The 19,780-nt window shown below is 61.6% G+C and carries 14 protein-coding genes; 5 read left to right on the top strand and 9 right to left on the bottom strand.

Translation table 11 applies throughout. From position 1 onward, the window contains the following. Window positions 1–57: 57 nt before the first annotated feature. From ACN50D_RS30575 to ACN50D_RS30550, 6 genes are all read right to left on the bottom strand, one after another. The gene (locus tag ACN50D_RS30575; RefSeq protein ID WP_019745038.1) at window positions 58–1,065 is read right to left on the bottom strand and encodes an NADP-dependent oxidoreductase; all 1,008 of its coding nucleotides are present in this window, start codon (window positions 1,063–1,065) and stop codon (window positions 58–60) included. Next, a complete protein-coding gene (locus ACN50D_RS30570) occupies window positions 1,062–1,490 on the bottom strand; it encodes an organic hydroperoxide resistance protein (protein ID WP_003939720.1) in 429 nt (142 codons plus the stop codon). The genes ACN50D_RS30575 and ACN50D_RS30570 overlap by 4 nt, the downstream gene beginning before the upstream one ends. Next, window positions 1,487–1,948, bottom strand: a complete 462-nt coding sequence (locus ACN50D_RS30565) for a MarR family winged helix-turn-helix transcriptional regulator (RefSeq protein ID WP_042451335.1) — start codon at window positions 1,946–1,948, stop codon at window positions 1,487–1,489. The genes ACN50D_RS30570 and ACN50D_RS30565 overlap by 4 nt, the downstream gene beginning before the upstream one ends. 78 nt (window positions 1,949–2,026) lie before the next feature. Next, window positions 2,027–3,409, bottom strand: coding sequence for a condensation domain-containing protein (locus ACN50D_RS30560; protein WP_161120111.1), 1,383 nt, complete (start codon window positions 3,407–3,409; stop codon window positions 2,027–2,029). Next, window positions 3,409–4,875, bottom strand: coding sequence for a condensation domain-containing protein (locus ACN50D_RS30555; RefSeq protein ID WP_211920815.1), 1,467 nt, complete (start codon window positions 4,873–4,875; stop codon window positions 3,409–3,411). The genes ACN50D_RS30560 and ACN50D_RS30555 overlap by 1 nt, the downstream gene beginning before the upstream one ends. Beyond that, complete coding sequence (locus ACN50D_RS30550) at window positions 4,808–6,304, bottom strand: condensation domain-containing protein (RefSeq protein ID WP_050654763.1); 1,497 nt, start codon at window positions 6,302–6,304, stop codon at window positions 4,808–4,810. Before ACN50D_RS30550 ends, ACN50D_RS30555 begins: the two co-directional genes overlap by 68 nt. A gap of 470 nt (window positions 6,305–6,774) precedes the next feature. Here ACN50D_RS30550 and sthA point away from each other — a divergent pair, with 470 nt between their 5' ends. The 3 genes from sthA (at window position 6,775) to ACN50D_RS30535 (ending at window position 10,198) form a co-directional block, all read left to right on the top strand. Continuing rightward, a complete protein-coding gene (sthA, locus tag ACN50D_RS30545) occupies window positions 6,775–8,187 on the top strand; it encodes a Si-specific NAD(P)(+) transhydrogenase (RefSeq protein ID WP_007733953.1) in 1,413 nt (470 codons plus the stop codon). A 151-nt stretch (window positions 8,188–8,338) separates the two neighbouring features. After that, on the top strand, window positions 8,339–9,241 hold the full coding sequence (locus ACN50D_RS30540; protein ID WP_054188915.1) for a hypothetical protein: 903 nt from the start codon (window positions 8,339–8,341) through the stop codon (window positions 9,239–9,241). Window positions 9,242–9,334: 93 nt separating this feature from the next. Then, window positions 9,335–10,198: a class I SAM-dependent methyltransferase gene (locus ACN50D_RS30535; protein ID WP_007733954.1), complete on the top strand. Its 864-nt coding sequence runs from the start codon at window positions 9,335–9,337 to the stop codon at window positions 10,196–10,198. Between the two features lie 582 nt (window positions 10,199–10,780). Here the strand turns inward: ACN50D_RS30535 and ACN50D_RS30530 are convergent. Beyond that, the gene (locus ACN50D_RS30530) at window positions 10,781–11,215 is read right to left on the bottom strand and encodes a hypothetical protein (RefSeq protein WP_054188914.1); all 435 of its coding nucleotides are present in this window, start codon (window positions 11,213–11,215) and stop codon (window positions 10,781–10,783) included. Window positions 11,216–11,265: 50 nt separating this feature from the next. After that, window positions 11,266–12,267, bottom strand: coding sequence for a helix-turn-helix domain-containing protein (locus ACN50D_RS30525; protein ID WP_228402298.1), 1,002 nt, complete (start codon window positions 12,265–12,267; stop codon window positions 11,266–11,268). A gap of 364 nt (window positions 12,268–12,631) precedes the next feature. Here ACN50D_RS30525 and ACN50D_RS30520 point away from each other — a divergent pair, with 364 nt between their 5' ends. Continuing rightward, a complete protein-coding gene (locus tag ACN50D_RS30520; RefSeq protein WP_211920813.1) occupies window positions 12,632–15,151 on the top strand; it encodes a helix-turn-helix transcriptional regulator in 2,520 nt (839 codons plus the stop codon). Between the two features lie 6 nt (window positions 15,152–15,157). On the opposite strand, the gene ACN50D_RS30515 is transcribed toward ACN50D_RS30520, so the two are convergent. Then, window positions 15,158–15,913, bottom strand: a complete 756-nt coding sequence (locus tag ACN50D_RS30515) for a MerR family transcriptional regulator (RefSeq protein ID WP_030535291.1) — start codon at window positions 15,911–15,913, stop codon at window positions 15,158–15,160. A 321-nt stretch (window positions 15,914–16,234) separates the two neighbouring features. Here ACN50D_RS30515 and ACN50D_RS30510 point away from each other — a divergent pair, with 321 nt between their 5' ends. Next, window positions 16,235–19,690 carry an indolepyruvate ferredoxin oxidoreductase family protein gene (locus ACN50D_RS30510; RefSeq protein WP_042921773.1) on the top strand — a complete coding sequence of 1,152 codons (3,456 nt, stop codon included), beginning with the start codon at window positions 16,235–16,237 and terminating at the stop codon, window positions 19,688–19,690. Window positions 19,691–19,780 lie beyond the last annotated feature (90 nt).

The raw sequence follows: 19,780 nt of genomic DNA, 5'->3' as shown, positions 1-19,780 counted from the left end.
CCCCCCCCCCCCCCCCCCCCCCACCTTCATATCCGTTCGAGCTAGATGTTGTTCGGGTTACAGCGTGACAACCATCTTGCCGGTGTTCGCGCCGCGCATCAGGTCGATGAACGCTTGCGGTGCATTCTCAAGGCCTTCGACGATGGTCTCGTCCCACTGAATCTTGTTGTCGGCGAGCCACCCTGCCATGTGGGTGCGGAACTCGCCACCGAGGTGACGGTAGCCGCCCACGAGGAATCCGCGCAGTGTGAGCTGCTTGCCGATCACCAGTGCCAGGTTGTGGGGAGCGGTGGGCTTCTCGGTGGTGTTGTACTGAGCGATGGCTCCGCACAGGGCAATCCGGCCACCCTGGTTCATGGCATCGATGGCGGCTTCGAGATGCTCGCCACCGACGTTGTCGAAGTACACGTCGATGCCGTCAGGGGCGGCAGCGGCGAGTAGTTCGGTGATCGGGCCGTCGTGATAGTCGAATGCCGCATCGAATCCGAGTTCGAGAAGTCGGGCAACCTTCGCCGGTGAACCGGCGCTACCGATTACTCGCTTCGCTCCGAGCAACTTGGCGATCTGACCGACGAGCGATCCGACGGCACCTGCTGCGCCGGAGACGAATACGGTATCGCCTTCCTTGAACTCCGCAACCGCGGTGAGGCCGGCATACGCGGTGAGGCCAGTCATGCCGAGGGCACCCAGGTAGGCCGTCGCCGGCGCGATGGACGTGTCGGCCGGAGTCACTGCGGATCCGTCGAGGATGGCGTATTCACGCCATCCGAGGCCGTGGACGACAACGTCGCCCACGGCGCGATCAGCCGACTTGGATTCGACGACCTCGCCGACGGCACCACCGTCGAGCGGCGCACCGACCTGGAACGGCGGAAGGTAGGACTTCACGTCGTTCATTCGGCCGCGCATGTACGGGTCGACGGAGATGGCGATGTTGCGGACCAGGATCTGGCCGTCTTCGAGTTCGGGGAGTTCTACTTCGGCGGTGGCGAAGTTCTCCGACGTGGGCCAACCGTTCGGGCGTGAAGCGAGACGGATTTCCCGGCTGACAGTGGTAGTGCTCATTCGTCGTCCTTACTTACTTCGAGGGTGACCTCGATGTTGCCGCGAGTTGCATTGGAGTACGGGCACACCTGGTGTGCCTTCTCCGTCAGCTCGACGGCCTGATCATGGGGTAGATGGGGGAGTGAAACCTCCAGCGTCACAGCGAGTCCGAAGCCTCCTGCACCGTTGGGGCCGATGCCGACCCGCGCGCCGACTGCGGAATCAGCCACGTTGGCCTTCTCGGCACGGGCGACCATCTGCAGAGCGGAGTGGAAGCATGCTGCGTATCCGGCGGCAAAGAGCTGCTCGGGGTTGGTGCCTTCGCCGCTGCCACCCATTTCCTTGGGAATGGCGAGGCCGAGATCGAGGCGTCCGTCCGAGGTGCGAGCGTGACCGTTGCGGCCTTCGCCGGTGGCAAGTGCTTCTGCGGTGTAGACGATGTTCATGACTTCTTCTTTCCGTCGGAGTGGGCATTGGATGCTTGGAGCGACTCGCCGAGACGAGTGAGAACGTCTCGAAGTTCGGTGAGTTCGTCGGTGCTCAGACCAGTGGCACCTGCGAGTTTGGCCGGGATGTCCTCGGCCTTGCTGCGCAGGGTGGAACCCGCCTCGGTCAGGTGAATCTCGACGCGACGCTCGTCGGTGGTGAGGCGTCGGCGCTCGATGAATCCCAGACCCTCGAGCCTCTTGAGCAGCGGCGACAGAGTTCCGGTATCGAGATCGAGCGCCTCACAGATCTCACGCACCCCGCGGCCGTCTCGTTCCCAGAGTGTCAACAAGACGAGGTACTGGGGATACGTGATTCCCAGGTCGTCGAGCATTGCCCGGTACGCGGCCGTAGTGGCCCGCGACGCCGAATAGAGGGCGAAGCAGACCTGGCGTTCGAGAGCGAGTGGGTTGGTCACGAGAACAACTGTAGCGCACAGTTAAGTTGTGCACAACAAAGAAGTGTCAAATAGATCTACGAATAGGCGGCCGTTCGTCTACGGCGTCGACAGGATCTCGGAGACATGCGAGAGGAAGGTGTGCACTGTCCGGGCAGCGGGCGCAGGAAACCTGGTCCGCACTGCCAATCCGTCGTGAGTTCGTGAGAACCAGAACTGAACGTCGTCGGCGTTCGAGACGCGACTGAGTTGCTGCGGATTGATCGGCGCAGGCTGTGATTCGCTGGACTTTGATTTACGGGGGCGAGATCCACCGGGCATGGTTCTGTAGTCGGCGTAGGACACCGAGAAGATGTCTCTGCGAGTGGGCGAAACCTCGGGCCCCAAGCTCCGCAACACCTGCCTCGACGAGACGGACGACAGTGAAAGTGACTCGTGGAAAGCGAGATTGACTGCCCGGGCAGTGCTGTGAAGATTGTCCATGCTCGTCACGGTGATGGGCGCATTGGCTACCAGCCATCCGAAGGTGTGGTTGTGTCGCGGTTCCCGACGCGTGTGAACAGGGAACAGTAGGTGCGTGTCCCTCTTGCCGGTCAATTGTGTTGTGGCCAAACCGATCGACGCAAGAATTGCACCGAACGACGAGTGCCGATGATCGGCGCAGTTCTGGTCGAACAGCTCTGCTTCGTCGGCGTCGAGGAGCATTCGGGTGTCTGTGCCCTGGGGCGACATCGCCCCGGCGGGCAGTCCCAGATCTACGGGAAAATGGGGAGTGTCACCCCCGCATGCTCGGAGGAAGGACCGCCAACCCGCAATCCGGTGGTCGCCGGGCTCTGGATCCGCGGTTGCCGATTCCCGGAAGCAGTAGTTGAGGAAACTCCCGGGCTCCGGAAGGAGATCAGACGCGATCGGATCAGGGTCCGCCCGCGTGTATTCGCGATACAGAGTGCTGATCTCGGTAATTGCGATGCTCATGGACCAGCCGTCGCAGATGGCATGGTCGAACCCGCAGATCACTGTCGACTGGTCCTCGCGGGTGATGGCACCGAGAAAGTACGCGGGAAACGCGAAAGGATTGCACCATCGATCCAAGCGCTCGCCCAAGAGTTCTCGCACCTGCTCCGGTGTTCGCGCGTCAGCCACTGTTTCCTCACGCAGGCGCAGATCGCCGACGTCGGCGACGTCGACGAACAGTGCCGAGGATTCACCCGATTCTTCGGCCTGGGAGAACGAGCACGACAGGGCGTCGTGACGGGACGTCCATTCCTCGAAGCTGGCCTTGAGTGCGTCCGTGTCGATGGGGCCGGGAACGTCGAAAGTGGCAGCGAGCCAAGTCGTATCGCCGCGGCTGCCGGCAAGATGCAGCTGCTGATTGGAGGTCGGAGGAACCGGATACGTCGTTCCGGTGGAGATTTCACTCGGCGTCCACTGCAGAATGCGGCCCGGCCGTGCCTCGAACCTGTCGAGAAACGTGATGTGCATCAGGCGGTCTCCACTTCCTGACGCGCATCCGCCTGACGCACGACACGGTAGTCGCCGGTATCAGCGACCGTTCTCAGGACGTTGCGAAGGTGTCGTAGGTACCGATTCACCGATGTGTGCGCCTGATCGGTGTCCGGAAAACTGACCATCACGTACGTACGGTCTTCCTTCCGGTTGATCCACATCGACAGATCACCCGTCGTTCCTGGCCCACCCAGTGCCCGCGCCTCGAGTTCGTCATGGTGCTCGGCACCTGGAATCAGGCGCATGTCGATGTACGACACCATCGGCGGGACCGAGGTTCCACCGATGTCGGATCCGGTCAACTTCGACACCTGGGCGATCACCGAGTGAATGGACACGTCCGCGAGTCCCTTCACCGCAGCGCGAGCAGCGTGGGCAAGGGGGAGTGCATCGGTAAAGTTCGTGACACCGCTCAGCGTGAACGAGACCGGGACGAGATTGATGAACCAGCCTTGGGAATAGAGGTATCTCGGATCGGAGCGAGTGCCGACTGCGTTGAGCGCGAAGTAGTTCGCTCGATCCGCAACTTCGATCTCGGTGAGGGCGAGGGCTGCGAAGATCCCCGTGGAGAAGCCGACGCCATTGGACTTGCACAGCGCTGCGAACGCGGCTGACTCGTCGCTGTCGAGAACGTCGATGTGTGTGCGGGTCGACCGGGTCTGTTCGCCGCTCGCGACACCGAGGTCGAGGGGGAACGTCGGGAGTTGGCCGGCGTTGGCGGCGAGAATCGAAATCCACTGCTGCACAGGCGCTGCGGTCAGGTCGAGGTTGCCCGCAGATGTCCGTTCCTCGCCGCTGTACTCCACGTAGCTGCCGGGAGAGGGAAGTTGAGCGTCGATGCCGGCGCTTTCGGCGATGTACAGCGCACGAAGTTCTTCGACGCCCAGCATCAACGACAGGCCGTCGGTGTGCGAGTGATCGACGCCGTAGTAGACGGTGAAGCCGGCGCCGTGCTCGACGACGCCACTGATGAACGAGGGCCATTGCAATGGGCTGGTATCGCCGGCGAAACTTCGGCTCACATGCTCGCGAACCGCATCTGTCGTGTTCAGAGAACCGACGCTGTGCGGCGTGAGTTCGATCGTCGACGCATCCACCACGTGACGGTCGATGACCCCGCTACCGTCGGGATCTTCGGATGATCTCACCTCGAACCAACTGTGCAGTGTGTTGTGCCGCAGGACAAACGCCTGGACCGCCCGACGCAGTGCCTCCCGATCGAGATCACCGGGCAGAGTGAACGTGAATCCGATCCACGGTGACCAGTCGACGCCTTGTGCGCGCTTGTGATCGGCGGTACGAATGTGTCCTTCCTGTAGGAACGAGAGCGGTTGGTCGCTCCGCGGTGCCCCGGATGCCGCCGCCAGGGATTGTTCAGTAGGCCTGAACTCGGTGAGCGTCCCGGCTTTCGGTGCCCAGAGATCGATGGGTGTCATTTCCATGAGAGTTCTCCTCGATCGGTGCAGCGGTTTTGGTCGGAGGTGCGAAAGTGTCGGTCGAGAAGGCAAAGTCCTCCATTTCGCGGCGTAGGAGTCCCGCGAACTGATGGATGTGGCGGCTCGTGCGCGCGTTGCCCGGGTGGCGTATGGCCAGATTGAGCCCTTCGGGAGTCCGCGTGAGCCAGATGTAGACGTCGGTTCCCGAATGATCTCGACTACGAAGGCCCCTGGTCTGCCAGCTCGTCCATTGCTCGGCACCAGGAACGTGACGAACGTCCATGTACGAGAGCACGAACGGCAGGTGCTGCGGGGAGTCGATCAGCTCGCACACTTTCGAATACGGCAGTGCCGCGGCGGGGCGGACGCGCCGTATCTCCGTGCCGGCAACCTTGGCCAGATCGCTCAGGGTTGCGGCGGGGGCAATCGGAATCCTCACCGGCACAACACCGATGAACCATCCCAGCGACGCGGCCCATCGAAGCTCCGAACGGGTGTGTTGCGGCACGACGACGCGGAATTCGTCTGCACCGGTGAGATCGCCGGTCACCTTGGCCGCGCACGCGAGTATCGCGGCCAGGAATCCTTGGTTGCTGCGCTTGCTCGCTTCTGCCAGGCGTTCGGCTCCCCGGGCGCTCAGAAGCCAGGCGGACAGGCTCTGCTGAGGGACTCGGCGTCCGGTGACCGGTTCGGGTAGCGCTGGAAAGTACGGAGCCTCGCCCTGCGCGTAGAACTCGCGCCACGTCTGCACTGCCGGGTGAGAGCGGTCCGCGTGTCCCACGAGATCTCGTTCCTTGGTGCCGAAGTCGATGTAGCTTCCGGTCTCCGGCGGCGAGGGAGGGCTTCCCTCGCTCAACGATCGGTAGATCGTCTGCAGTTCGTGCGCGGTCAACGCCACCGAATATCCGTCCAGCAGAGCATGATCAGCGGCAAAAACCACGGTGAAGTGGTTGGGGCCTTCGATCGTCGCGAACTGATACGCAGGCCAGACAAGTGGATCGGTCGATCGGTCGAGCAGTTGCTGCAGATGCGTGAAGACAGACATCGAGGACGCAAGGTGTCCGACCTCGGTGCCCAGAATCCGGACGTCTCCAGACGCCGCGGTGCGTCGGACTATCGTTTCGCCCTCCACGGCGACGTGTGTTCGGAGCACTTCGTGGCGATCGATCCAGTGATCGAGAGCGGCCGCCCAGATCCTTCGGTCGAGTCGGTCGTGGATGCGAAACGAGGTACCCAGCCACGACGGAGTGCACACGTCGGTCTGATGGTGCACCTGCCGTTTCGCCTGCTGGGCATGTTTCAAGTGTGCCTCGTGTATGTAGCTGGCGGGACGCTGGTCGACAGGCCACAGTTCGGGCGGATTCACCGCGGCGGGAGTCCACTCGGTGACGGTCCCTGGAGGTAGGGGATAGTCGGCAAGTTCCGTGAATTCCATTGGGAAACCTGATCTCTCGAGATGGCGAAAGGTGGGGATCGTGAACGGGGCGGATGTTTGTAACCGAGAGTGACAGATGATTAGTCAAGGCAAGTAGAACGCGGCCCGAGGCTCCGCGCAACTGCTTCGGTGCGGGATGTGACGAGGAACATTCCGCTCGTTATTTCGGACAATTCGAATACTGGACATCCGGTTTACGGCCCTGGTCACCTGTCAGTTGATCGATCAATCACTCTGTGGTGAAACAAATTTCAACAGACCGTTGTGAATTCCGTCGGCGACGAAGCATGTGCGCATGCGAACGTCGGAATATGTTTATGTGTAGCAAGTTTCGTATTAATTCGGCTGTATCTCTTTTAATTGCAACAGGGTTCGTGTACTGCCGTCGTGTCGTTTCGGCGCGCGGATTGTTCACCGAGTATTGACATGCTCGGCATCTGCCGGTCGTATGCAGACGGTATTTCTAAGCGATGACTGATCCGATGGAATACGACCTGGTTGTGATCGGCTCCGGCCCGGGTGGGCAGAAGGCTGCCATCGCGGCGGCCAAGCTGGGTAAACGGGTAGCGATGGTCGAGAAAGGCAACATGCTCGGGGGAGTGTGCGTCAACACCGGCACCATTCCGTCGAAGACGTTGCGTGAGGCGGTTCTCTACCTCACCGGGATGAACCAACGCGAACTGTACGGCGCGAGTTACCGCGTCAAGGAGAACATCACTCCGGCCGACCTGCTGGCGCGAACCCAGCATGTCATCACCAAAGAAATCGAAGTCGTTCGATCTCAGCTCCTGCGCAACCGCGTCGAATTGTTGGTAGGGGTCGGCTCGTTCGTCGACGAGCACACCATCCTCGTCGAGGACGCCTCGCGCGGAGACAAGATGACGATCACGGCGAAGTTCGTCGTGATCGCGACCGGAACGTTGCCTGCTCGCCCGGCGGGGGTGTCCTTCGACAGTCACCGGGTGCTCGACTCCGACGGGATCCTCGATCTGACCTCCATCCCGACCACCATGGTCGTCGTGGGCGCGGGAGTGATCGGTATCGAGTACGCATCGATGTTCGCGGCACTCGGCACCAAGGTCACCGTCGTCGAGAAGAGGACGTCGATGCTGGACTTCTGCGACCCCGAGGTCATCGAATCGCTTCGATTCCATCTACGCGATCTGGCGGTCACTTTCCGATTCGGTGAAGAAGTGACGGCCGTCGACGTCGGAGCGAACGGAACGCTTACGACGCTGCGCAGCGGCAAGCAGATTCCCGCCGAGACCGTGATGTACTCGGCTGGACGGCAAGGCCTCACGGCGCCACTCGCGCTGGAGAACGCCGGGCTCGAAGCCGACGAACGTGGCCGTATCTACGTCGACGACAATTTCCGCACCAAGGTCGAACACATCTACGCCGTCGGTGACGTCATCGGATTCCCGGCGTTGGCGGCGACGTCGATGGATCAAGGTCGACTCGCGGCCTATCATGCCTTCGACGAACCAGGCGCGAAGCTGATGGATCTGCAGCCGATCGGCATCTACTCGATTCCCGAGGTGTCGTACGTGGGCGCCACCGAGGTCGATTTGACCAAGGAATCGGTGCCGTACGAGGTTGGCGTTTCCCGATACCGCGAACTCGCGCGCGGGCAGATCGCAGGCGACACCTACGGGATGCTCAAGATCTTGGTGTCGACGGATGACCTGAAACTGCTCGGTGTTCATATCTTCGGCTCGGGTGCAACGGATCTCGTGCATATCGGCCAAGCGGTGATGGGGTGCGGCGGGACCGTCGAATACCTTGTCGACGCCGTCTTCAACTATCCGACACTGTCCGAGGCGTACAAGGTGGCGGCGCTCGACGTCATGAACAAGATCAGGGCTCTCAAGCAATTCCACTAGGGGTCGGGGTGTCCCCAGGTACCGGTCAGGGGCGGTCGGTGTACTTCTCGGGTAGCACTTGTTCGAATACCTGAGGGTGATGTCAGGCCTGGGGAAATAGGGCAGGGTCTATCTCCATGACCATTGCCCGGGAACTTCGTGTGGAATTTCGATGCTGATCGGACTGATTGCCGCGATCGTGGCTTGCGTCGGGTACGGCGTTGCATCCGTGCTGCAAGCCTACGGCGCGCGCAAGTCGGCAGCTGCCGCCGAGCAGCGTGGCGAGGCCGGACACGTGACGGCGTCGGGTGGCCCGACCTTGCGTTCGACGTTCGCGGCCGCGCTGACGGCGTCGTTCATCCTGGGCACCGTGCTCGATGCGGTCGGATTCGCCGGAAGTGCCATCTCCGCGCGGCTCATTCCACTGTTCTTGTCGCAGACAGTGGTCAGTGCCAATCTCGTCATCACGGCAGTGCTGGGGACCGTGGTCCTCGGCATCCAGTTGCATCGTCGCGACTGGTTCGCGATCGCTGCGGTGATCGGATCGCTCCTGCTGCTCGGATTGTCGTCAGGTCACGCGGGCGGTGGGAGTTCCAACGACGTCGTCCATTGGGGTGTCCTCGTGGGCTCGGCGTTGATCTTGCTGATCGGCATCGGTTTGATCCGATGGTTGGGCTCACGCGCAGCAGTTGTCGCCGGGTTGATCTCGGGTGTGCTGTTCGGCTGTCTGGCCATTGCCGTACGCGTGGTCTACGGAATCGATCCGTTCGAAATCGGTACGATGCTCCGCGATCCGGCCGGCTGGGCGATCCTCGTTTCGGGCCTGGGCGGTTTCTATCTGCACACGGTGGCGCTGCAACTGGGATCCGTCAACGGAGCGACAGCGGCTCTGGTTGTCGGCGAGACGGTGGTTCCGGGAATCGTTGGCGTCGTGGTGCTCGGCGACGCGTCGAGACCGGGCCTGGAATGGCTTGCCGTCGTCGGCTTCGTCGGGGCAATCGCGGGCGCCGTCGCCGTGGCCGTCTTCGGCGCGGCGAGCCACGAGGAGAAACCGGTCGAAGAAGTTACCTTCTGATCCGGTAGACGAAAGTGTCCTCGAAGACACGACGGCGAACACGACTACAGACGTGTTAGAAAGGCAGTTCAGGCCGATCTCGGAGGGGTAGTCATGCAAGGGGCAGCAGCGAAGCACGAGGCCGAAGCCATCGCCGGAAACAAGGCAAATTGGGACGATCGCGCCGATGTGCATGTGCGCTCCGAAATGTATGACGTCGGCGGGTTTCTCGCCAACAGAGCGACCATTTCCACAGTTGTGCAGAACGACTTGTCGATTCTGGCCCCGCATCTGCCACAGTCAGGAGTGCAAGGTCACTCGCTCCTGCATTTGCAGTGCCACATCGGGATCGACACGATCTCCTGGGCGCGTCTTGGTGCGATCGACGTACACGGGCTTGATCTGTCACCCAACTCTCTGCACCACGCTGCTCGTATCGCAAAGGCAGACAACCGCGAGATCACCTGGGTGGAAGGTGATGCGCGATTCGCCTCGACGCTGATCGACCGACGTTTCGACGCGATCGTCACCAGTGCCGGAACAATCGTCTGGTTGCCGGAACTCACCGCTTGGGCTCAGTCGATCCACGACCTCCTCGAGCCTGGTGGGGTGTTTCAGATCCGGGACGATCATCCGATCCTCGGCGCAATGGCGTTCGAGCCGTGGATGATCACCGACGACTACCTCTCCGGAGGCGGCATGCGATCGTACGAAGACTCGGCGACTTACACCGGGACCTCCGATGGGCAGATAGCGCACACTGCCAACCACGAATGGCGCCACGACCTAGGCGAGGTCATTGGTTCCTTGCTGGATGCGGGTCTTCATATCGAATCAGTTTCGGAACTTCCCTATATGGACTGGCCGGCCTTCCCCGAACTCGTTCCATGCGCCAACGGATGGACTCTGCCGAGCCACTCTCCGCGGATACCGTTGAACTTCGCCATCGTCGCCAGGCGAAATCAGCGAAGTGAGTGAGCAGAGCCGATCCCTTGGAAGACTTCGAATTATTCCTCGAGCGGCGTGGCCGTATTTCGTGCATGATCGTCGGATGGCTTTGTCCCGGTTGTTGCCTGTCAGCTCGCCCTTATCGCAAGTCGGCGCGTCTGGTGTGGTGCGTCCAGGAATCGAGTTAATCGTAGTTCTTTCGAGCTAATACTTCTGGTGGATAGTGCTTTTCGCTCGAACTCTGCTCGGCGTTGTTGCAACCGTTCGGCGAAGTTGCAGTATCAGGTTCGAATGAACCTGCGTCGCTGTTCGATCGGTCAATTGGTAACGGAAACCGCGTTCTCGCAGATAGTTCCAATGCGCCCCAATGTCCCGCTTACGTTGTGCGTCACGGGCAGCGGGACGAAGAACGGAGGAAAGTGATGAGCAGCTTGGATATTCAACGCTGGTCGAACGACTTCACCGCGCTGACCAAGGTCATATCGGAAGGCATCGAGCAGTTTGTTCTCCGGTTCATTTCCAGCTGAAGTGATCTGAGCTCGTTGCCGGGTGCGGATAGTTCAGTCGTCGCTTCCGCGGTTCGAGTGATGAATTGCGATGAAATAGAGGTTCTTACGGCGTCTGGGAGGCCTGGGCGGGGGCGAGCAGGTAGGAGAACACGTACGTAACTGCGGCGATGACCGCCAGTACGATCAAGGACATCGGGAACCCTGCGGCATCTCGCACCGGGTCACCAGTAGCGACGACAGCCGCCATGGACACTCCGATTACCAGCAATGTCACCGCCAAGGCAGAGCACGCAGCGAACCGATGCTTCCAGCAGCAGACTGTGCGCGCCGGCCATGTGTGGCTTGTTCTCAGGGCGCAGCGCCCACCTGCAACAGCGCTCGAGCCGACAATCAGCCCTGCCAGCGCTCCGATGAAGGCGGGTATGAACAGTCCTACCCAGGACCAGGCTCCATCGCCGACTATCGGGATCATCACGGCGACACCTGTGACCGCACCTGTGAGCGCAGCCAGACTCAGTTCCTTGTCGACCCAGCTCATGGATCAACTAGAACACAGGCACGCTCGCGAGGCTGTGGAGTATCTCGGATTCAGGGGCTGAAGAACTCGAGTCGGCGGTGCAGGCGTGCGATCGACGGGTCCCCGATCGTGCGTCTGCCGTCGGTTCGGGCTTGGCTCGGGGTCATCCCGTAGAAGTCCTTGAACGCTCGCGCCAACTGGGATTTCGAGGTGAAGCCGCATCGCAGGGCCAACGCTTCGATCGTTTCGTTCGGCATCTCGGTTCTGGTCAATTCGCGGTAGACGAGTTCGAGACGCTTCCGCCGAATGACAAGAGCTATTCCGCCGTCGGATGCGAATGCGCGATAGAGCTGTGCCCGGGAGACGGACAATGCTGCGCACATGCTCGTCGGGCCGAGCCAGGTCTCCGAGAGATGCTCGGCGATGTAGGCGTACGCACGATCGCGGAGAGAGTGATCGGGCCGCGGCGACAGATCAGGTTCGGCGATACCCAAACTGACACGAAGGAGGGAAGCGACGACGTCCTCGTAGCCGGCCGCAGCATCGGGATCGAGATGCGGTAGCGCGAGTACGACCGATTGCATGCACTGAGCGAGCACGACGGCAGGAACTCCGCGCAGTACCGTCCCGTGTAGAGAACGACCCTTCGACTCGGCCTCGACGAGGGAACGCGGTGCGAGGAGCGTGATGGTGCGCCCTGTCGATTCCGCCTCCGCGTCGGCGGTCCAGGTACGCCCGAGGTCGAAGAATGTGACATCGCCTGGACGTGCGACGAAATCGACTCCGTCGGCGTTGCCGCTCAACTGCCCGTCGAGGACGACCTGGACCATGTATTCATCGTCGAGTCCGCTCTCGGCGATCAGCCGATTGTTTCGGGTGTACTTCTGTGCGTTGAAGGTAGTTTGACCGATCAACGAGGTTCCGATGGAAAGCGCTGTGATCGAGCCTTCGAGAGATGTGTCAGGGTCAATTCGGTCGGTGACGAAGAACGGACGTGTGACACTGCGCCAGAAGTCGTCGGCGTCCGCAGGATCGACCGATCGGGTTGACACGCGGATGCGGGCGGAATTCATCGACACGCGGGCATGATATGTCAGATCCCGCAGGTCGCAGTCACTCTCCCGCAAATAGACGTCAATAGTGACCGAGCCCACATAATGAGACAAATCGGGCGTATTTGTGAGACGGCCAGTGCTCGCGTGTCGCGGCGAAGCTGTCTATGTTGTTCGTTATGGGTGGACAGGTTGGGAGTTCGATGCTCGAACGAAATCTCGAGTTCGGCGGGGATCGACTGCTCGTTTGTCGGCCATCATGACGTCCACTTCGAATCGATCGCAGCTATCTCGAGCAAAGCGAAATCCTCGAGGAAGGGGCACGCTGCAAAGGCGGCTTGCCGGGCGTGGAGCCACGGCGATTCGTCCCCGCCTCCTCGGATTGATGGAACGCTCGGCGGGATTGACTGTCATCGATTCGCCACTTGGGTTCGGCAAGACGGAACTCGCCGCGTTGTGGCTCACGACTCTCGGGCAGGTGCCGAGCAGACCGGTAGTCTGGGTGCCGGCGCCATCGCATCGGATGACCCCCCTCGAGTACTGGAACACCGCGCTCGCAGTAATTCAGGATTCGCTGGAATCACTCGAGGCCCCGCCACGAATGCGCGAGGATCCAGTGGGCGCGATCGAATCACTCCTCGACTCGTCACCCGCACCATTCGTGTTGGTGTTCAACCGCATCGACCTGGTTGAGGGTGACGAGGTGGGACGCCGAATCGTGGATCTGATCGTGCGGCTTCCCGGATTGAAAGTAATCGTCACGCTGCAGGATCGGTCTGCGACGGACTTGCTCGAAGACGTCCGCGTGGACGAGTACCTGTGCGCGAACGACCTCAGATACACGCTCGACGAGTCCACCGTTCTGTTCGCGGAGGCAGGGATTCACCTTCCCTCGGGCATCGTCCATTCGATGTGTGAACGCGTCGCCGGCGTTCCCGTGCTGATGAAGGTTGCTCTGAGTGCGGTTGCGGGGCTGAGTGAACCGAGCCGTGGACGCGAACGCGTTCAGCAGCGAGTGGACCAGGCGATCCACGCGTACGTCAGTCGGACCGCTCCTCGGTCGGGCAAGTCGCTCGAGTTGTTCGACTTCGCGACTACGATCGCCGCTGCCCGCACGGTGACACCAGAGATCGCTCGTGTCTTGTCCGACGATCTTGACGTGGAGGGCAAACTGGACTTGCTCGAGTCTTTCGGTCTGATCTTCCGGAATGGTTTCGAGGGAGAACCGTCCTGGTACTTCGCGCCGTCAGTTCGACTGGCATTCATACAGATACGGGCCGAACAAGGGGATGGATTCGAAGATCCCTTCCAGGTACTCGTCGATCACGCTCTCGGGACTTCGGATATAGCCGGTGCCGTTCACTACGCCTTGGACGGACGCAAGTGGACCAGGGTGCTCGACATACTCGAGCGCCACTGGGCTGATCTTCTGGTCGATCACACCGGATTGGTCCGGACTGCGTTGCAATCCATACCCGGTGACGTACTCAGTTCGAACCCTTCGATTCTGGTGGGTCGTGACCTGCTCGAATCACGTCTGCGGCCGCAGTTGATCAACGGCGATTCATTACCGACGGAACCGGCGGAATTGCGTGCGATAGGTGGTAGTCCGCATGCGCACAGCTTGTTGAACGTCGGAACTGTCCAATCGGTGGTGCTGAGAACGTCCGGTAAGTACCAACGCTCTACCGAGATCACGCGCAAATTGGCGCACGTCGTATACGGACTCGGCGACGAGTCGTTGGGTGCGTTGGGGTCTCAACTGCCCGCCCTGCGGTTGATCTGGGGGGTCTCGCATCAATTGACCGGTGACCTCGGTGATGCCGCGGTGGAATTGCGACTCGCCTATCAAGGTGCGGTGCAACATGGTCCGGAGTTCGTCCTGCGTCACGCCGCAGGCAATGCCGCGCTCAACTCCGCGCTGATCGGGGACGTCGCGCACGCGACGGACTGGCTGCACCTGGAATGCACACACCCGGACGTTTCGGGATGGTTGGGACCGCCCTCGCACATGGGGGGAGCGATCGCGCGGGCACTGGTGGCGTGCGACAGCGTGGACCTGCACGCCGGCGCTGCCGCGATGGACGCACTCGCCGAGGTCACACCGCCGGGCGACCTGTGGGCGTTCGCGGCCTACACTTACACCAGATTTGCACTGCTGCAATCGGACCCGTTCTCGGGGCTGATTTCCCTCCAGCGCGCAGTGGCAACGCACGGGCACGTGAATCCGTGTGAACGATCGCTCGGTGACGCGCTTCTCACCGCGGCACGTATCGATCTTCTGTTGGCGTCCGGGGAGGGTACCAAGGCGCTGGAAGAATCAGTCGCTGCGCCACATACGTTTGCAGTTGTCACGGTCTCCGTGGCGCGGACGCATCTCCTGACCGGGTCGCCGTCCCAGGCATTGGAATTGTGCCGCGAAATCGATTGGAGCGGGCAGTATCTCACGAGGTTTCGGCTCGAATCCCTGCTGATCGAATGCGCTGCTCTGTGTGAACTGGGCAGGATCCCCGCTGCCGCGAGTACATGGGAGGAAGCTCGCGGACTGCTCGAAACCTCCGGTGTCCTGTCGGCCCTGGCGACGATACCGCGTGATCTGATCAGGCAACTCGAAGATGGGGCCGAGGGCTCGAGCAGTGCCGTCGCGACCTTTCTCGAATCCGAAGCGGCGCAGATATATCCGGCGGCCATCGTTCGGGTCCAATTGACGAAACGGGAGATGGACGTTCTCGTGGAACTGGGTCTCGGCATTCCGATCGGTGAGATCGCGCGGCGGTTGTTCGTATCCAACAACACGCTGAAGAGTCACCTCCGAGCCTTGTATCGCAAACTCGGTGCGCATTCCCGGGAAGAGGCTGTCGCGGCAGCGCACCGACACAACCTCCTCGGCAGTGGGCAGGACTGATCGGCGTCAGTGCAGATTGCGCTCGGCGTAGACCTTCATCGCGTCACGGACCAGTGAAGCGGTGCCTTCTCCGTACTTGTCGTAGTTTGCAGTGAAGCGGGGATCGTCGACGTACATCTGGCCGAGTCCGGTGAAGGCGTCGGCGCTGGGAGTCCTTCCCTGCCAACCGATCTTTATCCACTCGAACTGTCTTCGGGTAATCGTCTGGACGTCGTCGCTTTCCGCGGACAGCCCCGCTGTCAGTGCTTTTCCGAATGCCGCTGCGATGTCGGCTTGAGCTTGCAGATGAGCTTTACGGTCCTGCTCCGACATCGACCGCCACCAGTTGTCGCCGCTGGTGTAGGCGTCCTTGCCCCAACGCTCGATGACCTCGTCCTTGTATCGGGTGTGGTCGAACCCGTCGAAAACATCTTCCGGCATGAGTGATTCACCATTCTTCGTCTTGTTCAAGGTCCTGTTGACCGATTCGATCTGTCTCGAGATCCGCGTGCGCTCTTGCTCGAGGAGTTCGAGGTGCGTACGCAGTGCGGCGGCCGTATCGCGTTCGCCGGTGAGGACTTCGGCGATGGCCGGCAATCCGAGTCCGAGTTCCCGAAGTAGAAGGATGCGTTGCAGTCGCACCAGGGCGTCTTCGTCGTAGAAGCGGTAGCCGTTGGCGCCGATGCGACTCGGTTCCAGGAGTCCCAAATCGCCGTAGTGACGCAGCGTTCTGCTGGTGGTACCTGCGGATTTGGCGAGTTCTTGGATGGACCATTCGCTCACGTGGAGTTCCTACTCTCGGATCGGTTGTGCTCATTCAGCATGCAAGTTGACGTTGCGTCAATGTCAAGAAAGTTCTCGGTGTGCATTGTCGGGAACGTTTTATGTCCGTTTCGCCGTATCGCCACGAACGGGTCTCCAACTGATTGATTCGATGACCTAGGTCACGTGATTTGGCTCACAAATTGTCAATTTGAATAGTTGAACAAGCCTCTGTTGACGCTTTCACATACCTCGACCACGATCATCTGAACAGATCGAGTTACGCGGTTGTTGAAAATGCACGGTAGTTGAAATGCACTGCAGACGGAACGGTGGTCCACGATGACTGAACTGGTGTCGGGCGTAGCCCAGGCCAAGCCCTATGACCTCGATGATCGGTACCGGTCGGGATCGGGACCGGTGTTGCTGACCGGTGTTCAGGCAATTGCACGCGGCTTCGTCGAGCAGCACGTTCGCGACATTCGGGCAGGTAAGCGTATTGCCACCTTCGTCTCCGGTTACCAGGGCAGCCCCCTCGGCGGCGTCGACAAGATGCTTCACGGCATGCCCAAGGTTCTCGCCGAGCACGACATCACCTTCATCCCTGGCTTCAACGAGGAGCTCGCCGCCACGGCGGTATGGGGAAGCCAGACGGATCTCCCCGCCGGAACCGCGACCCACGACGGCGTGACCGGCGTCTGGTACGGCAAGGGCCCCGGCGTCGACCGCGCTACCGACACCATTCGCCACGCCAACATGTACGGCGTGAACCCCAAGGGCGGCGTCGTCCTCCTGGTGGGCGACGACCCCGCGTCGAAGTCCTCCACGGTTCCGGCCGTCAGCGAGCGCTCGCTTGCCGCGATGGGCGTGCCGGTTCTCTTCCCACGCAATGCCGAAGAGATCATCACGATGGGTATGCACGCCGTTGCACTCTCGCGTGTATCCGGTTGCGTCGTAGCGCTGAAGATCGTCGCCGACGTCGCAGACGGTGCCTGGACGATCGACGGCAGCATCGCGGACTTCGACATCGTGGTTCCGGAAGTGCAGTTCGAGGGCAAGCCCTTCGTCTACAAGCAGCGTCAGATGGCCGCGCCGCCGGACAGTGTCATCGCCGAGGCCGATCTGTACGGCCCGCGATGGGATCTTGTGCACGCGTACGGAACTGCCAACAACCTCGATGTGATCGAGGTCAACCCCTCCGGTGCGAAGATCGGTATCGCCGCCACCGGTACAACTTTCGACTCCGTCCGACAAGCTCTGGCAGACCTCGGCGTCGATGATGCCGCGCTGCACCGCGCCGGGATCCGTCTCCTTCGCATCGGAATGTGCTACCCCGTCGTGGGCGAGAAGATAAAGGAGTTCGCCGAAGGTCTCGAGCAGATCGTCGTGGTCGAGGACAAGACCGCGTTCATCGAAGCTCAGATCCGGGAAGTCCTGTACGGCACCGACGATGCCCCTCGCATCATCGGCAAGCGTGACGGCCAGGGCCGTCTGCTCATGCCTGCCAGTGGTGAACTGACCGCAGGCCGGCTGCTCGCCCCGTTGCGCCGCGTACTGAAGCCGCACGTCGAACTCAAGCGCACCCTCCCGGCCCCGCTGTCGCTGAACGTGCTCTCCGCCAAGCGAACCGCGTACTTCTGCAGCGGGTGCCCCCACAACCGTTCCACCGCTATCCCCGAGGGTTCCATCGGCGGCGGCGGAATCGGTTGCCACACACTCGTCACCATGTCCGGCCGTGAGGACAGCGCTGTCACCGGCCTGACGCAGATGGGCGGCGAGGGCAGCCAGTGGATCGGGCAGGCACCGTTCACCGACGTGCCTCACCTGTTCCAGAACATCGGCGACGGCACCTTCTTCCACTCCGGTCAGTTGGCTGTCCAGGCATGCATCGCCGCAGGCGTGAACATCACCTACAAGTTGCTCTACAACGAAGTGGTAGCGATGACCGGTGCACAGGACGCGGAAGGTGCCCTCTCCGTTGCTCAGCTCAGCCACAAGCTGACCACCGAGGGCGTCAAGCAGATCATCATCTGCGCCGACGAGCCTTCGCGTCACAACAAGCGCGCTCTGGCCAAGGGCACCAAGCTCTGGCACCGCGATCGCCTCGACGAGGCCCAGAAGGAGCTTCGCGAGATCAAGGGCGTCACAGTGTTGATCTACGACCAGCACTGTGCGGCCGACGCTCGTCGCCAGCGCAAGCGTGGCACGCTGCCCACTCGCAACACTCGCGTCGTCATCAACGAGGCAGTGTGCGAAGGCTGCGGTGACTGCGGTGTGAAGTCGAACTGCCTCTCGGTCCAGCCCGTGGACACCGAGTACGGCCGCAAGACGAAGATCGACCAGACGTCCTGCAACACCGATTACACCTGCATGGACGGCGATTGCCCGTCGTTCGTGACCGTCGAATTGGTACCGGGCAAGAAGGCTCCCAAGGCCGCACGTCCCGTCCCGCCCGTCGTCGCAGACCCCGATTTCGGACCGCTCACCAGCACGCAGAACGTTTTCCTCGCGGGCATCGGCGGCACCGGCATCGTGACCGTCAACCAGGTGCTCGCAACGGCTGCACTGCGCGCCGGCCTCGAGGTGGAGAGCCTTGACCAGATCGGACTGAGCCAGAAGGCCGGACCGGTTGTCTCGCACCTGCGTTTCAGCTCCAGCGCGCTCGAGCCGTCCAACCGCCTCACTCCGGGCAGTGCGGATTGCATCGTCGCCTTCGACCTGCTGACCGCGACGGACAACAAGAACCTCGACTACGGCAACGCCGAGAAGACGGTCTCCATCGCCTCGACGTCGCAGACGCCGACCGGAGACATGGTCTACGACAAGGCTGTTCGCTACCCCGAGGAGACGTCACTCCTCGCCCGTCTCGACAAGGTGTCGCGCACCCTGCGTTCGTTCGACGCACTCGCCGCGGCGCAGGAGTTGTTCGGTAACACCGCAGCAGCCAACTTCCTGCTGATCGGTGCTGCCTACCAGAGCGGCGGACTTCGTCTGCCGGCCGAGGCCATCGAAGAAGCGATCGGCATCAACGGCGTTGCCGTGGACGCGAACATCGCGGCATTCCGTTGGGGTCGTGCAGCAATTGCCGACACCGCAGCGTTCTCGGCCGTCACCACGCCGGCCAAGTCCGTCCGCGAACCCGTTGTCGCACCGGCTCACATGTTCGCCGGAACCACCTTCACCGGTGAAACCCTGCGACTGGTGGAACTGCGTGCGGCGCAGCTCATCGAGTTCCAGTCCGTCAAGATCGCCCAGCGCTACATCGATCAGGTTCAGGCAGTCTGGACCGCCGAACGTGCCGCAACCGAGCGGACCGATTTCAGCGAGGCTGTTGCCCGCGGCCTCTTCAAGTTCACCGCGTACAAGGACGAGTACGAAGTTGCTCGTATGCTGGTCGACCCCGCATTCATCGAGGACGTCAAGTCTCAGGTGCCGGCCGGGGAGAACCTGACCTACAAGCTCCACCCGCCGATCCTTCGAGTGATGGGCCGCAAGAAGAAGATCGGTCTCGGACCCAAGTCGCATGTTGCACTGAAGGTTCTGGCCAAGGGTAAGAAGCTTCGCGGTACCAAGCTCGACCCCTTCGGCTACATGCACGTCCGCAAGGTCGAGCGTGAACTGCTCGCCGAGTACGAGGCCATGATCGCTGACCTCTCTCGTACGCTCGCAACCGACGGATACGATCGCGCCGTCGAGATCGCGGCACTGCCGGACGTGGTTCGCGGTTACGAAGACATCAAGCTCGGCAACATCGAGCTGTACAAGACTCGCCTGCGCGAACTCGGTGTCGGTGAGTAGGAGCGCCGGCGAGTAGATCGAACAAGACTGTGCCCCAGCGACCGTCGTCGCTGGGGCACAGTTGCATTCAGGGCCTTCTCGGACCCAGGC

Source organism: Rhodococcus sp. SB1D, from assembly GCF_048573875.1.
Lineage (GTDB): Bacteria > Actinomycetota > Actinomycetes > Mycobacteriales > Mycobacteriaceae > Rhodococcus_F > Rhodococcus_F qingshengii.
This window is presented reverse-complemented; position numbering and strand designations above follow the sequence as displayed.